The 14,891-nt window shown below is 58.6% G+C and carries 11 protein-coding genes and 2 rRNA genes (1 of these 13 only partly in view); 8 read left to right on the top strand and 5 right to left on the bottom strand.

The window, feature by feature from the left end:
- The 5 genes from BFC21_RS14450 to BFC21_RS14430 form a co-directional block, all read left to right on the top strand.
- Positions 1-1,812 (top strand): 23S ribosomal RNA (locus BFC21_RS14450); it begins 1,080 nt to the left of the window's first position.
- A gap of 148 nt (positions 1,813-1,960) precedes the next feature.
- Positions 1,961-2,076, top strand: a 5S ribosomal RNA gene (rrf, locus tag BFC21_RS14445).
- A gap of 189 nt (positions 2,077-2,265) precedes the next feature.
- Positions 2,266-2,925, top strand: coding sequence for a paraquat-inducible protein A (locus BFC21_RS14440; RefSeq protein WP_016781693.1), 660 nt, complete (start codon positions 2,266-2,268; stop codon positions 2,923-2,925).
- The gene (locus tag BFC21_RS14435; protein ID WP_086798750.1) at positions 2,912-3,535 is read left to right on the top strand and encodes a paraquat-inducible protein A; all 624 of its coding nucleotides are present in this window, start codon (positions 2,912-2,914) and stop codon (positions 3,533-3,535) included. The genes BFC21_RS14440 and BFC21_RS14435 overlap by 14 nt, the downstream gene beginning before the upstream one ends.
- Positions 3,528-5,831, top strand: a complete 2,304-nt coding sequence (locus BFC21_RS14430; RefSeq protein ID WP_088378176.1) for a PqiB family protein — start codon at positions 3,528-3,530, stop codon at positions 5,829-5,831. Before BFC21_RS14435 ends, BFC21_RS14430 begins: the two co-directional genes overlap by 8 nt.
- 57 nt (positions 5,832-5,888) lie before the next feature.
- Here the strand turns inward: BFC21_RS14430 and mksF are convergent, their stop codons facing one another.
- From mksF to mksB, 3 genes are read right to left on the bottom strand one after another with little or no spacing between them, the layout of a single operon-like run.
- Complete coding sequence (mksF, locus tag BFC21_RS14425; protein ID WP_120266284.1) at positions 5,889-8,729, bottom strand: Mks condensin complex protein MksF; 2,841 nt, start codon at positions 8,727-8,729, stop codon at positions 5,889-5,891.
- On the bottom strand, positions 8,726-9,376 hold the full coding sequence (gene mksE / locus BFC21_RS14420) for an Mks condensin complex protein MksE (RefSeq protein WP_120266283.1): 651 nt from the start codon (positions 9,374-9,376) through the stop codon (positions 8,726-8,728). Before mksE ends, mksF begins: the two co-directional genes overlap by 4 nt.
- Positions 9,366-10,643 carry an Mks condensin complex protein MksB gene (gene mksB, locus BFC21_RS14415; RefSeq protein WP_120266282.1) on the bottom strand — a complete coding sequence of 426 codons (1,278 nt, stop codon included), beginning with the start codon at positions 10,641-10,643 and terminating at the stop codon, positions 9,366-9,368. Before mksB ends, mksE begins: the two co-directional genes overlap by 11 nt.
- A 144-nt stretch (positions 10,644-10,787) precedes the next feature.
- Between mksB and BFC21_RS14410 the strand changes: the two genes are divergently transcribed.
- Positions 10,788-11,561, top strand: a complete 774-nt coding sequence (locus tag BFC21_RS14410) for an SPOR domain-containing protein (RefSeq protein ID WP_120266281.1) — start codon at positions 10,788-10,790, stop codon at positions 11,559-11,561.
- Positions 11,554-12,006, top strand: a complete 453-nt coding sequence (gene rimI, locus BFC21_RS14405) for a ribosomal protein S18-alanine N-acetyltransferase (protein ID WP_016781701.1) — start codon at positions 11,554-11,556, stop codon at positions 12,004-12,006. Before BFC21_RS14410 ends, rimI begins: the two co-directional genes overlap by 8 nt.
- 94 nt (positions 12,007-12,100) lie before the next feature.
- On the opposite strand, the gene BFC21_RS14400 is transcribed toward rimI, so the two are convergent.
- Positions 12,101-12,484, bottom strand: a complete 384-nt coding sequence (locus BFC21_RS14400; RefSeq protein ID WP_029611519.1) for a hypothetical protein — start codon at positions 12,482-12,484, stop codon at positions 12,101-12,103.
- Between the two features lie 151 nt (positions 12,485-12,635).
- Between BFC21_RS14400 and can the strand changes: the two genes are divergently transcribed.
- The gene (gene can, locus BFC21_RS14395) at positions 12,636-13,280 is read left to right on the top strand and encodes a carbonate dehydratase (RefSeq protein WP_016781703.1); all 645 of its coding nucleotides are present in this window, start codon (positions 12,636-12,638) and stop codon (positions 13,278-13,280) included.
- 120 nt (positions 13,281-13,400) lie between these two features.
- On the opposite strand, the gene BFC21_RS14390 is transcribed toward can, so the two are convergent.
- Positions 13,401-14,819, bottom strand: a complete 1,419-nt coding sequence (locus tag BFC21_RS14390; protein ID WP_083369636.1) for a short-chain fatty acid transporter — start codon at positions 14,817-14,819, stop codon at positions 13,401-13,403.
- Between the last annotated feature and the right edge of the window lie 72 nt (positions 14,820-14,891).

Genomic DNA, 14,891 nt, shown 5'->3' with positions numbered 1-14,891 from the left:
AGCGTAATAGCTCACTAGTCGAGTCGGCCTGCGCGGAAGATTTAACGGGGCTCAAACCATACACCGAAGCTACGGGTATCACTTAGGTGATGCGGTAGAGGAGCGTTCTGTAAGCCTGTGAAGGTGAGTTGAGAAGCTTGCTGGAGGTATCAGAAGTGCGAATGCTGACATGAGTAACGATAATGGGTGTGAAAAACACCCACGCCGAAAGACCAAGGTTTCCTGCGCAACGTTAATCGACGCAGGGTTAGTCGGTCCCTAAGGCGAGGCTGAAAAGCGTAGTCGATGGAAAACAGGTTAATATTCCTGTACTTCTGGTTATTGCGATGGAGGGACGGAGAAGGCTAGGCCAGCTTGGCGTTGGTTGTCCAAGTTTAAGGTGGTAGGCTGGAATCTTAGGTAAATCCGGGATTCTAAGGCCGAGAGCTGATGACGAGTGTTCTTTTAGAACACGAAGTGGTTGATGCCATGCTTCCAAGAAAAGCTTCTAAGCTTCAGGTAACCAGGAACCGTACCCCAAACCGACACAGGTGGTTGGGTAGAGAATACCAAGGCGCTTGAGAGAACTCGGGTGAAGGAACTAGGCAAAATGGCACCGTAACTTCGGGAGAAGGTGCGCCGATGGAGGTGAAGCATTTACTGCGTAAGCCCCTGTCGGTCGAAGATACCAGGCCGCTGCGACTGTTTATTAAAAACACAGCACTCTGCAAACACGAAAGTGGACGTATAGGGTGTGACGCCTGCCCGGTGCCGGAAGGTTAATTGATGGGGTTAGCTAACGCGAAGCTCTTGATCGAAGCCCCGGTAAACGGCGGCCGTAACTATAACGGTCCTAAGGTAGCGAAATTCCTTGTCGGGTAAGTTCCGACCTGCACGAATGGCGTAACGATGGCGGCGCTGTCTCCACCCGAGACTCAGTGAAATTGAAATCGCTGTGAAGATGCAGTGTATCCGCGGCTAGACGGAAAGACCCCGTGAACCTTTACTATAGCTTTGCACTGGACTTTGAATTTGCTTGTGTAGGATAGGTGGGAGGCTTTGAAGCGTGAACGCCAGTTTGCGTGGAGCCAACCTTGAAATACCACCCTGGCAACTTTGAGGTTCTAACTCAGGTCCGTTATCCGGATCGAGGACAGTGTATGGTGGGTAGTTTGACTGGGGCGGTCTCCTCCTAAAGAGTAACGGAGGAGTACGAAGGTGCGCTCAGACCGGTCGGAAATCGGTCGTAGAGTATAAAGGCAAAAGCGCGCTTGACTGCGAGACAGACACGTCGAGCAGGTACGAAAGTAGGTCTTAGTGATCCGGTGGTTCTGTATGGAAGGGCCATCGCTCAACGGATAAAAGGTACTCCGGGGATAACAGGCTGATACCGCCCAAGAGTTCATATCGACGGCGGTGTTTGGCACCTCGATGTCGGCTCATCACATCCTGGGGCTGAAGCCGGTCCCAAGGGTATGGCTGTTCGCCATTTAAAGTGGTACGCGAGCTGGGTTTAGAACGTCGTGAGACAGTTCGGTCCCTATCTGCCGTGGACGTTTGAGATTTGAGAGGGGCTGCTCCTAGTACGAGAGGACCGGAGTGGACGAACCTCTGGTGTTCCGGTTGTCACGCCAGTGGCATTGCCGGGTAGCTATGTTCGGGAAAGATAACCGCTGAAAGCATCTAAGCGGGAAACTTGCCTCAAGATGAGATCTCACTGGAACCTTGAGTTCCCTAAAGGGCCGTCGAAGACTACGACGTTGATAGGTTGGGTGTGTAAGCGCTGTGAGGCGTTGAGCTAACCAATACTAATTGCCCGTGAGGCTTGACCATATAACACCCAAGCAATTTGCTTAGAAGCGAATTGCGGTGTGTGAAGACGATACAAACCGAAAGTTTGCGGTTCACAAAACACCAAATCTATTACATACCCATTCGCTGGAGCGTGCGCCGCAAGGCAAACGACCTGGCTACCGAATTTCTTGACGACCATAGAGCATTGGAACCACCTGATCCCATCCCGAACTCAGTAGTGAAACGATGCATCGCCGATGGTAGTGTGGGGTTTCCCCATGTGAGAGTAGGTCATCGTCAAGATTAAATTCCAAACCCCCTGTCTGCTCACGCAGACAGGGGGTTTGTTTTTGTGCCGAGAAAACTCATGACTGGCCTGTGCGTATCGTTCTTCAGATCGCCTGCAGCTAAAGTCCTGCAAATAGGCACAGTTATTTTGTAGCCCGCGCACTAGAATAGGCCCAGTCATTTTCTGAGCCTGAGACTCCCTATATGCCAGATCCGGTTGACCCCCGCAGGGTGTCAGAATTACCGCTGGACGAGTTGGTGGCCTGTCATGAGTGTGATCTGTTGATGCGCAAGCCGCATCTCGCTCTCGGTGAGAAAGCCCAATGCCCGCGCTGCGGTTACGAACTCTACGCCCATAGGTACAAGGTGGTTGAACGCAGCCTTGCGCTTGTGATCGCAGCGTTGCTGCTCTATATACCTGCGAACTTTTTACCCATCATGCAACTCAATCTACTGGGCCAGGCGTCGCAAGACACGGTCTGGAGTGGTGTGCTTGGCTTGTTCAATACCGGCATGCAGGGCATCGCTGTCGTGGTGTTCCTGTGCAGCATGGGCATACCGCTGCTCAAGTTGCTCTGCCAGCTTGCCGTGTTGCTGAGTATTCGCTGGAATATCGGGCGCAGCTACGGCTTGTTGATCTACCGCATTTATCACCATCTGCGTGATTGGGGCATGCTTGAGGTGTACTTCATGGGCGTGCTGGTGGCCATCGTAAAACTGTCCGATCTGGCTGAACTGAGCCTGGGTCTGGGCCTGGTCTGCTTTGTCAGTTTGTTGCTGGTACAAGTTTGGCTGGAAGTGGTGATGTCACCTCACCAGATCTGGCAGGCGCTGTCCGGGGAGGATATTCATGCGGGCGATTGATGCGGGTATCTTGATCTGTGGCGAGTGCCACGAACTGAACAGGCAAGACCCCGACACCGACGAGCAAACCTGTACCCGTTGCGGCGCAGTGGTTCATGCGCGGCGGCCCGACAGCCTGATGCGCACCTGGGCCTTGTTGCTGACGTCGGCCATTCTCTATATCCCGGCCAACCTGCTGCCGATCATGACCGTCAACTCGCTGGGCCAGGGCTCACCGAGCACGATCATGGCGGGTGTCATCGAACTGGTGCAGCACGGCATGATCCCGATTGCCGCCGTGGTGTTTGTGGCCAGTATTCTGGTGCCCACCTTCAAGCTGGTCGGTATCGCCTTGCTGTTGTTTTCGGTACAGCGCCATCAGCCTCTGTCTGCCCGGCAACGTATCATCATGTACCGCTTTATCGAGTTCATTGGCCGGTGGTCAATGTTGGATATTTTCGTCATTGCCATTTTGGTGGCCGTGGTGAATTTTGGACGCATAGCCAGCATCGAAGCCAATCTTGGCGCTGTGGCCTTTGCCAGTGTGGTGGTGATAACGATGCTTGCAGCTGTAACTTTTGATCCCCGACTGATTTGGGACAACACGGAGTCGGACGACGACCATGAGTGACTTGCCTACTGCTAAAACCCGCCCGGCTTCCAACTGGTCGGCGATCTGGATCCTCCCGCTGATTGCCCTGGTCATTGGTGGCTGGCTGGGATGGCGTGCCTACAGCGAAACCGGCATCGATATCCAGGTGCGATTCGAGAGCGGCGAAGGCATCGTCGCCAACAAGACCGAGGTGGTCTACAAGGGCATGCCCGTGGGCAAGGTGAAAACCCTGGCCCTCGACGAGTCTGGCCCCAGCAAAGGGGTGATTGCCACCGTCGAAATGGACAAGGACGTTGAGCAATACCTGAAAACCAATACCCGTTTCTGGCTGGTCAAGCCCAGCGTCACCCTGGCCGGTATCACCGGGCTCGAAACGCTGGTGTCGGGCAACTACATTGCGGTCAGCCCCGCCGATGGCGAGCCGGCGCGCAAGTTCAAGGCGCTGTCACAAGAACCGCCCCTGTCTGACACCAAACCCGGCCTGCACCTGACGCTCAAGGCTGAACGCCTGGGTTCGTTGAACCGTGGCAGCCCGGTGTTCTACAAGCAGATCCAGGTCGGGCAGATCAAAAGCTATGTGCTTTCCGAAGACCAAAGCACCGTTGAGATCAAAGTCTTTATCGAGCCGACCTATGCCAATCTGGTGCGCAAACATACGCGTTTCTGGAATGCCAGCGGCATCAGCATCGACGCCAACCTGTCGGGTGTGAAACTGCGCAGCGAATCTCTGGCCAGTATTGTGGCCGGCGGCATTGCCTTTGCCACCCCGGAGAACCGCAAGGACAGCCCGCCCACCGATTCGAACCTGCCGTTCCGTCTTTATGAAGACTTCGATGCCGCGCAGGCGGGGATCAAGGTCAAAGTCAAACTCAGCGATTTTGAAGGCCTGCAGGCTGGCCGTACGCCGGTGATGTACAAAGGTATCCAGGTCGGTAGCCTCAAGGGCCTCAAAGTCGACCCGGACCTGACCAGCGCCAGTGCCGAGCTGACCCTGGACCCGCTGGCCGAAGATTATCTGGTGCAGGGCACCCAGTTCTGGGTGGTCAAGCCATCCATCTCGCTGGCCGGCATTACCGGGCTGGAGGCGCTGGTCAAAGGCAACTACATTGCCATTCGCCCGGGTGACAAGGGCAGCACCCCCGAGCGCGAATTCGTCGCACGGCCCAAGGCGCCACCGCTGGATCTGCGCTCGCCGGGCCTGCATATGGTGCTCTTCACCGAGAACCTGGGCTCGCTGGATGTCGGCAGCCCGATTCTCTACAAGCAGGTTAAAGTCGGTTCGGTTCAGAGTTATCAGTTCTCGCGCACCAAAAAGCAGTTGGTGATCGGTGTCCATATCGAGAAGGAATACGAAAACCTGGTCAACGCCTCGACCCGTTTCTGGAATGCCAGCGGCATCACTCTGACCGGTGGCTTGACCGGCGGAATCCAGGTTAAAAGCGAATCGCTGCAAAGCTTGATGGCCGGCGGCATTGCCTTTGAAACGCCGGAAGCGAAAGCGCCGCTGCAAAAACGTATTCCGCGTTTCCGTCTGTTCACTGACCGTGATGCGGCCATGCAGCAAGGCGTACCCGTGACGATCAAGGTCGCGCGTGCCGATGGCCTGCGTGCCGGTACGCCGATTCGTTTCAAGGGCCTGGACGTTGGCAAGATCGAAAGCGTCGACCTGAGTGACGATCTGCAATCGGTGATGCTGCAGGCGCGTATTACCGAAGTCCCGGATCGCATCGCACGGGTGGGCAGCCAGTTCTGGGTGGTCAAACCAGAACTTGGTTTGATGAAAACGGCCAATCTCGAAACCCTGGTCACCGGCCAGTACCTCGAAGTGCAACCGGCGAGCAAACAACTGGGGCGCCAGACCAGCTTTGTTGCATTGGAGCAGGCACCGGATGCCGCCGTACCACAAGCCGGCTTGAGCCTGGTATTGAGTGCTGCACGTCGTGGCTCGCTCAAAGAAGGCGTGCCGGTGACCTACCGTGAAGTGACTGTGGGCAAGGTCACGGGCTACGAGTTGGGCAGCACCGCTGATCGTGTACTGGTGCATATCCTGATCGAGCCGCGTTACGCACCGCTGGTGCGCAGCGGCAGCCGCTTCTGGAACACCAGCGGTTTCGGTGTCGACTTCGGCCTGTTCAAGGGCGCGACGATTCGCACGGAATCCCTGGAAACCCTGGTTCAGGGTGGTATCGCCTTCGCCACACCGGACGGCGACAAGCTGGGTACCCAGGCCCGCCCTGAGCAAACCTTCGCGCTCTTCGACAAGTTCGAAGACGAATGGCTGCAATGGGCGCCGAAGATCCCGCTAGGTAAATAAGCTGCATAAAAAAACCGCGATCACTGATCGCGGTTTTTTTATGCCCGGGAATCAGCCTCAGGCTTCATCCAGTTCAGGTTCTTCAACAGCCGTCAGCGCATCCGGTTTCACCTCGTCATGACGACGAATGTACTTCCAGTCGTCTTCATCGATGTAAATCCCGTTGGGGCCGCTACCGCCCTCCAGGTCGATGGCCACATGGGCGCAGACCTGCGGTTTGACACTGGCCAGGATCGGCACAAAGCCCAGCTGCAAACTGGTTTCCAGCAGCGCGGTCTGGTTTTTCTCGTCGATGTCCGCGGCTTCGTCCAGGTAGTACGGCAAGCGGATCCGCCCGGCCTGATCACGGTCCATCAAGTGCAGCAACAAATACATGTTGGTCAGCGCCTTGATGGTCATGGTCGTACCGTTGGACGCGGCACCGTCGATATCGGTATGGATCACCGGCTGACCATTGAGCTTGGTGATCTCGAACGCCAGTTCGAACAGGTCCTTAAGGCCCAGCTGGTTATGGTTGGCTGCCACCAGCCGTGCCAGATATTCCTTGGCCTCTTCGTTCTTGTTGTCTTGCTCGGCGCTCTGGCTGAGGTCGAACACCGACAGGGTTTCGCCTTCTTCGTACTGGCCGGCGCTGTGGATAATCTGGTCGATATGCTTGAGCGCCTCCTTGTTCGGCGCCAATACGATACGGAAGCTCTTGAGGTTGGATACCTGGCGCTTGTTGATCTCGCGGTTGAACAGCGCCAGTTGATGCTCAAGGCTGTCGTAGTCGCTGCGGATATTGCGCAGCGTACGGGCGATATCGGTGACTGCCGCGCGGCGCGCCTTGCCCAGGGTCAGGGCTTCTTCGGTGCGGTGGGCGTAGGCGTTGATCAACAGCTGCAGGCGCCGCTCCATATCGTCTTCACTGTCGAACTTGGCCACGCCCTTGAGGCGCACCTGCGCGTACAGTGCCTCGATCTGGCCGTCGCAGCGCAACAGGCCTTGCCAGCTATCTTGATAGTCGTTGAGCAATGGCAACAGGTTGTCCATCGAGTCGTCGACCGGGTCCATAAAGGGCGTGCCAAAGGGCAGGTCGGCTGGCAGCAACTGGCGTCGGCGCAAGCTGTCATCCAGGGTGCGCTGCTTGGCTTCCATGTCGCCCAGCTGACGGGCGACCAGTTGCAACTTGGCCGACAACTGCTGGACGCGCTCGGTAAAGGCATCGCTGGAGCGCTTCAACTCGTCCTGCGCAGCTTCGGCCTGGGCCAGTTGTTCAAGTTTTTCGCCTTCTTCGGCACTGAGCGTCTGGCTACGGCGGAAATCTTCCAGGGCCTTTTGCGCATCCAGTACCTGTTGATACAGGGCCTCGGCTTCGCTCTTGCTCGCGGCGCGATCAGAGCTCACAGCTTGCTGGGTTTTCAGTTGCTTGAGTTCTTTTTCCAGACGCTCCTTCTGCTCACGCAAGGCCGCGCGGTCGGCCAGTGCCTGCAGGGCAGGGGGCTCGATATGGCTGAGGTCGATGGACAGTCCCGGCGCCTCAAAACGTTCGCCTTTAAAGCCGTCCAGGATCACTTCCAGCGATTTGACCCAGGCGTCGCTGTCATCCAGCGCAATCCCGTGCTCACCCAGCGGCAGGCTGAACAGGGCGCTGTTGAACAGGCGCATCAGGCGTTCCACATCCTGCTGCGAAAACTCTTCACGCAGGCGGGCATAGCTGTTGTTGTCGGCGTGATCGAGCTGCTGCTTGACCGACTTGAGGCGTTTTTCCAGGTCGCGCAAACGCTCGTCCAGATCCTCGGCACTGAACTGCCGCGATTGCGCCAGGGCGCCCGCCAGTTCGTCGTGGGCGTCTTTGGCGCTCAGCAATTGTTGCTCCAGCACTTTGACATCGTCGACCAGGGCGAAGCGATGCTTGAGCACCGACAACTCGCCGAGCCAGCGCTGGATACCGGAAATTTCCCGTTCCAGACGCATCAACTCCTGGGTGCTGCTGCGCTGGTCGTTTTGCAGGGCGTCCTGTTGGTTGCGGTAGTGCTCGGTCTGGACCAACAGCTCTTCCTTGCGGGCGCCGGCGTAGTCCTGCCAGGTACCGAGCAAGGAGTCGAGCAGCGGTGACAGGCGGTGCAGCTTGCCGCGCAGCAGGTCGCGCTGGCGTACTACTGCAGCCAATGCCTCGACCAACGGCCCGGCGCCGACCAGTGCGTTGTAGTCCTGCTCCATGCGTCTTACATCGCGGAAGGCTTCTTCACATGCCGCAATGTAATCCACGCTACCCGAGCGCAGGCTGTGTTCGAAGGCATCCAGGAACAGTTGCTTGAGCTTGGCCGCGGTGATTTCGCGCATATGCAGCAGGTTGATAAACAGTGCGCGGAAGGTCTTGAGGCTTTGTTCGCTGGTGGAGCGCAGCGGGATCAGGGTCAGGTCCAGCGGGATCGACGTATGCCCGCCCACCAGCAAGCGGCGCAGTTCATCAGGCTTTAGCTCGTAGGCTTTGAGACCATTGCGCTCAAGGTTGTTGAACAGTTCTTTCTGGCGCAGGCAGGTGTCGTCTTTCTGGTAGTGGGCCAGGTCCAGCTTGCCGGCGTAGGCAAAGAACTGGTGGCCGAAACCGCCGCCGGGGCCGCGGCCCACCACGCCGATGACATGGGGGCCGTGGGGCAGGGACACTTCGACCAGGATATAGCTGGTGTCCGAGGCAAAGTAGAAGCGTCGCGACTGCTCAAGGCTGTATTTGCCGAAGCTCATGTCTGACATGCGCGCCAGAATCGGGAACTGCAGGGCGTTGATCGATGCCGACTTGCCGAGGTTGTTTGCCCCGTAGACCGACAGCGGATGTTCCAGCGGAAACAGCCCCAGGCTGTAACCGGCGGTGTTCAACAGGGCAAAGCGGCGAATGCCGTAGCGTTCCTGGCTCATGCGTCCATCTCCTGTTGTTCGTCGGCAATGGCGCGGGCCAGTGCATCGTCTTCGTCATCAATGTCGTCATCGGCCAGCACCGGTGCAGGCAGCGGCAGGATGCTGTGCAGGCTGGCAGCCAGATCGCGGTCTTGCTGTACCGACAGGCATACATCAAGAAAACGGTGCATCGGTGGCAGAAAACGGTAGATACCGGGTTCTTCGCTGGCAAAGCCGAGCTGGGTCATGCGGCGCATGATTTTTTCTTCCAGCTCGTCCTGGCTGGTGACTTCAGCCTGTACAAACAGGTCGCGGTATTTTTCCAGCAGCGCGGGCAACTCGTCGCGGCCCAGGCTGCCACCGTCGAGTACGGCAATCGGGTCGCGGCCCTGATCGGCCAGGTGCTCGACGATGATGAACGTGAACAGCGCCAGGCGCTGTGCGGTCTTGTTTACCTGGGCGGTGGCAGTGTCGGGCACAAAATAATAAAAACCGCGGGTATCACACACCAGCTCAAAGCCCAGGGCTTTGAACAGGGCGCGGTATTGGTCCTGGAAATTGGACAGCTGCGCGTACAGCTCCGGGTCGCGGCGGCTGATGTGATAGCCCTTGAACAGCTCGCGAAAAATCGGTGCCAGTTGGGACAGTTCGGAAAGATCAAGATGCATGCAGAGGGCTCGCAGTAGTCTGGGTTGCATCTTCGCTGTGGGAAAGCAGAGCGAAGGAGCGCAGGCTGACCAAATGTTCGTGGGTGTGGTAATCGCGGCGCTCAAGGCGTTCGCGCACGAAGCGTTTTTCCCGGGACAGGCGCGAGAACCAATACAGCAATTCGTCGGTGCCGCCGTCGGGCTCCTGGGCCAGGAGCCAGGCCATCAAGTCCGGCATCGGCAGCGCCTCGCTGCAGCGATCGAGCATTTCCTTGACCGTGCGCGGTGCCTTGGGTGTTTCGCCCCGATGGACCTTGTGTGCTTTAGGAAATTTCGCCGGCTTGGGCTCGAAGCGGGCCAGGGCATACACATAGGCCTCAACCTGGCTGGCGCTGCCCAAAAAGGTGCTTTGCGGGCGGGTGAACATTGGCATCGAGGCTTGTGGCACGGCGTCCAGGCCTTTACGGCGGATGGCGGCCAGGGCCAGCGCCGCGCCGCGGGTCACGGCGTTGTGCCGGCGGGCTTCCTCACGCAGCGGCAGCAGTAGTTCTCGGGCATGGCGCAGGGTCATCTGGGCGCTGGTTTGCATTTCAAGGATGCGCGCATGGGTGCGCAACAGCATGTCGTCGTCCACCAGGTGGCCGAGGCGTTGCTGTTCGCTGAGCATGCGCAGCAGCACCACTTCGACCTTGCGTACGCCTTGTTCGAAAGCACCGTCGGCGTTGACCAGCTGGATCATGGGTTCGACGTATTCGTCCCACGTTGCCAATACCTCGGCGTACCGCTGGCGCAACGGAATTTGCCGGTCGCTGGTCTTGGCCCGCTCGGCCACGGCCACCAGCGCCTGTTCATCGTTGGCGAGTTTTTTCAATACATCGCGCACGCGCATGTCGAGCAAGCGCAGCTGGCGTGCCAGATCGTGGCCGTCACGGATGTCGAAGGCATCCTGGATATAACCCGCCAGCCGCTCCAGATGGCGCAGGTAGGCTTCGATTTCCAGGCACAGGCCAAGGCGGTGTTCGTGGCGCAGATAGGCGAGGAAGTCGTGGATCTGGGCGTTGAGTTCGAAACGGTTGGGGCTTTTGGCGACCGGCACCAGAATATCCAGACGAATCCAGGCATCGAGCACGGCGGTGATGTCCTGCGGCGTGCTGTCCACCTGATGGGCGGCCAGTTGCAGGCGCAATTCGTTGAGGCTCAAGGTGCCCTGGTCGAAGTGTTCACACAACGGCTCAAGGAGTGCCCAGTGCTCGGCGAGGGCACGTAATACGCGCTTGGGTTCGATCATGGGAGGGCCGGTCAATTGGCTATGAAAGGTCGCGATTGTACTGCAACGTGCGGTCGAGTCATCACTTGGCGGATCAACTGCGGGCGGGAAGGGCAGAAGGGCGGTAGAATCCCCTCTCTTTAGTTATCCACAGATGGCCGACCTTTGTTGAACGAGTCCCGCCGCCGCGCTTTCTTGACTGCCATGCAAGTGGTCAGCTGGTTGCCGCGCACTGAGTTGCCGTTTGCCGCGCCTTCGCGGCCAGAACTGCTGGTGCTCCCTGAGCCGCCCGCCGAGCCTGTGATCGCCAGGCCTGCGGTCAAGGCGGCGGTTGCGCCGGGCAAACCTGCCGAGCGACCAAAAATCGAAGTGCCCAGGCCTTCGGTCAGTCGCCCTGTCAGCAAACCGGTGGTCGCAGCGGGGCCGGCACCTGTCACGGCCAAGGCAGTACCGTTGCCACCACCGCGTTTTGCCTTGCAGTTACTGCGGGCCGGGCGTTGCCTGTTGCTGGTGGAGTTACCCACAGGTGGCGCCTTCCAGAGTCGCGATCCGGCCTATTTATTGTTAAAGGATATGTTGCGTGCTGCCGGCTTGCCCGACAGCCCGCAAATCATCGGCGAGCCGGTGCGCTGGCCGTTGTTGCGCCGTGGCAATGTTGATCAGGGGCCCGAGGCGGCGCGTGAATTTGTGCAGGGCTTTCTTATGGCCCGCCTGGAAGAGGCCGAATGTGCCTGCTTATGGCTGATCGGGCTGCCCGCCGTGCGCTTTGCCGGTGAAGCCGATGCCGAAGCGTTCAACACTGAACTGCAAATCGAAGGGCTGGGCAGCGCATGGGCGCTGCCGGGCCTGGAACTCTTGATGGATGAGCCACAGCGCAAAGCGCAGGTGTGGCAAGCCATGCGCCGGCTGATGGCGCGCTGGAAACACAATGATGAGTGATGCGGTAACTTTTCGCCCGATGACCGAGGCGGACCTTGATGCAGTCTTGAAAATTGAATACGCCGCTTTCAGCCACCCGTGGACGCGGGGGATTTTCCTCGACGGCCTGGGCAAATACCATATCTGGCTGATGTTTGAAGGCGAGCAGCAGGTGGGGCATGGTGTGGTGCAAATCATTCTCGACGAAGCGCATCTGCTCAATATCACCGTCAAACCCGAGAGCCAGGGCCGCGGCCTGGGGCTCAAGCTGCTTGAGCACCTGATGTCGATTGCTTACCAGCATGAAGCCCGTGAGTGCTTCCTGGAGCTGCGCGACAGCAACACCGCGGCGTTCAAGTTGTATGAGCGTTACGGCTTCAATGAAATCGGCCGCCGTCGCGATTATTACCCGGCTGTGGGTGGGCGTGAAGATGCGGTGGTAATGGCCTGTACGCTGGTCGACTGACGGCTATAAATGGTTGTTGTGGGAGCAGTGGTGTTTCAGTGACACACCGTGTCGATCGCTATCGCGAGCAAGCCCGCTCCCACAGGTCCTGCCTTTAGCGCTTGCGCCCCACCGGGTCGATCTCCGCCAGTTCGGCTTCATCCAGTCCCTTGCCAGCGCCGATGTCGTCTTCGTCGACCAGGCTCAGATCCCAGTCGGCCGCACCATCCGGGCTCTGGGCCGCCTCCTTGGCATCGCGGGCGCCGTCTTCGCGGATCAGCATCTCCTGTTCAAGGTCGTCATCGTTGAGGCCCAGGTCCAGTTCGTCATCCAGCGCTGCCCTGTGCTTGACGCCAACGTCGTCGACAAATAGATCACTGATAGGCTCATAGCTATCGTCTTCGTCAAAATCCAGTGGCTCAACCGAGCCCATTGCGTCTTCAATATCGTCTATGGGCGCGGGTTGCGGTGCCCCGTAGGGGCGACGTGAATCGGTCATGGCAAATCCTCTAAGTCCGGGGGTCTTGATAGGATGACTGTAGCCATTGCTGAAGATTCCACCCAACTGACCGCCGGAATGTCATGGCGCAAGTGACCCCGACCGCTGGTCGGCTGTCAAAACAGCGCATCAACTCTTGAGGCCTCACAGCATGAACGAACTACAAGATCTGATTGATAACAACGAGCGTTGGGCCGATGCGATCAAGCAGGAAGATCCCGACTTCTTCGCCAAGCTGGCCCGCCAGCAAACGCCGGAATACCTATGGATTGGTTGTTCGGATGCCCGCGTACCGGCCAATGAAATTGTCGGCATGTTGCCCGGCGATCTGTTTGTACACCGCAACGTGGCCAATGTGGTGCTGCACACGGACTTGAATTGCCTGTCGGTGATTCAGTACGCGGTGGATGTGTTGAAGGTCAAACATATCCTGGTTACCGGCCACTATGGCTGTGGCGGCGTGCGCGCCTCCATGACGGATCAGCAGATGGGCCTGATTGATGGCTGGCTGCGCTCGATCCGCGACCTGTACTACGAAAACCGCGAAGTGCTGGCGCTGCTGCCCACCGAGGAAGAGCGCGTCGACCGTTTGTGCGAGTTGAACGTGATCCAGCAGGTGGCGAACGTCGGTCACACCAATATTGTGCAAAATGCCTGGCATCGCGGGCAGAAGCTGTCGGTGCATGGCTGCATCTACGGCATCAAGGACGGCCGCTGGAAGAGCCTGAACACCACCATCAGCGGTCTTGACCAGTTGCCGCCGCAGTATCGCTTGCGGCCGGCGGGTTCGGTCTGAGTTTGCAGGCCTGACCTGTGGGAGCGGGCTTGCTCGCGATTCAGGCGGCGCGGTAATGCAGGAAAACCGCGTCGATACCATCGCGAGCAAGCCCGCTCCCACATTGGGTTATGAGTTCGCTTATGGCATCACTGGCGCCGTATACACCAGCGTTGTCCCCAATGCCCACAGCAAAAACAGCACCAGGGGCGTGTGTACCAGCAGCTGCACAAACGAGAAGCCGATCAAGTCCCGCGCCTTCAACCCCAGTACGCCCAGCAGCGGCAGCATGTAAAACGGGTTGATCAGATTGGGCAACGCCTCGGCGGCGTTGTAGATCTGCACGGCCCAGCCCAGGTGATAGCCCAGATCATTGGCCACCTGCATCACATACGGTGCTTCGATAATCCACTTGCCGCCGCCCGACGGAATAAAAAAGCCCAGAATCGCCGAATACACACCCATTAGTAACGCATAGGTGTCATGGGACGCGATCTGTACGAAAAACGTCGAAATATGATGGGCCAGGGTTTGCCCGTCAGTCCCTTTGACCACTGTCATCAGCGCTGCAATCGAGCCATACAGCGGGAACTGGATCATCACCCCGGTGGTGGTCGGCACGGCGCTGGCCACGGCATTCAGAAAGCTGCGCGGACGCCAGTGCAGCAGGGCGCCGAGCATCAGGAACAGAAAATTGTAGGTGTTGAGCCCCGAGATGGCGCTGATCGCCGGTTTGGTCGAAAACTCATGGAACAGCCAGCCCGCGGCCAGCAATACCAGTAACAGGGTCAGCAGCGGACTGTACTCCAGCCACTCGCCGGGCCGTGTACGCGGTGGCAGCTCGGGTGAGCTGAAGCTGGGATCGATACCGCAGGCCGCCGCGTCGCGGGCCGATTCAGCGCCGGGGGCGGTGGCATAAGCCACGATCAGCGATACCACCACCAGTGCCGCCAGCAACACGCCGGACTGCCAGAGAAAGATGGTTTCAGTGAAGGGAATAACCCCGGTGATCGCCAGAATCGACGGCGGCAAACTGGCAGGGTTGGCTTGCAACTGCGCCGCCGAAGACGACAACCCCAGCGCCCACACTGCGCCAAGGCCCAGATACGCAGCAGCGCCAGCGGCGCGATAGTCCATGCGCAGGTTGGTGCGCCGGGCCAGCGCCCGTACCAGCAACCCGCCAAAAACCAGCGACAGCCCCCAGTTGAGCAATGACGCGACCATTGAAATCAGCGCTACCCAGCACACGGCCTGGCGCCCGTTTTTCGGCACCCGGGCCAGTTTATCGATCAATTTGACGGCGGGTGGCGAACTGGCCACCACATAGCCGCCAATGACCACGAAGGCCATTTGCATGGTGAACGGGATCAGGCTCCAGAAGCCGTCACCAAACGCCATTGCGGCATCGGTGGGTTTGGCGCCCATCAGCATCGTGGCCAGTGCCACGGTGATCACCGCCACAGCGGCGAACACCCATGAATCAGGAAACCAGCGTTCGGCAAAGTTCGAACAGCGCAGGGCAAAGCGGGCAGAGCGGCTGTCTGTAATCTCAGCGGCCATGGGGAGTACCTCGGATTTCTTATGGTTATGGGATGGCCTGAGCACAGTAAATCAATCCGTCAGCAATTCCGA

It is taken from the genome of Pseudomonas sp. TMW 2.1634, assembly GCF_001703595.1.
Lineage (GTDB): Bacteria > Pseudomonadota > Gammaproteobacteria > Pseudomonadales > Pseudomonadaceae > Aquipseudomonas > Aquipseudomonas fragi.
This window is presented reverse-complemented; position numbering and strand designations above follow the sequence as displayed.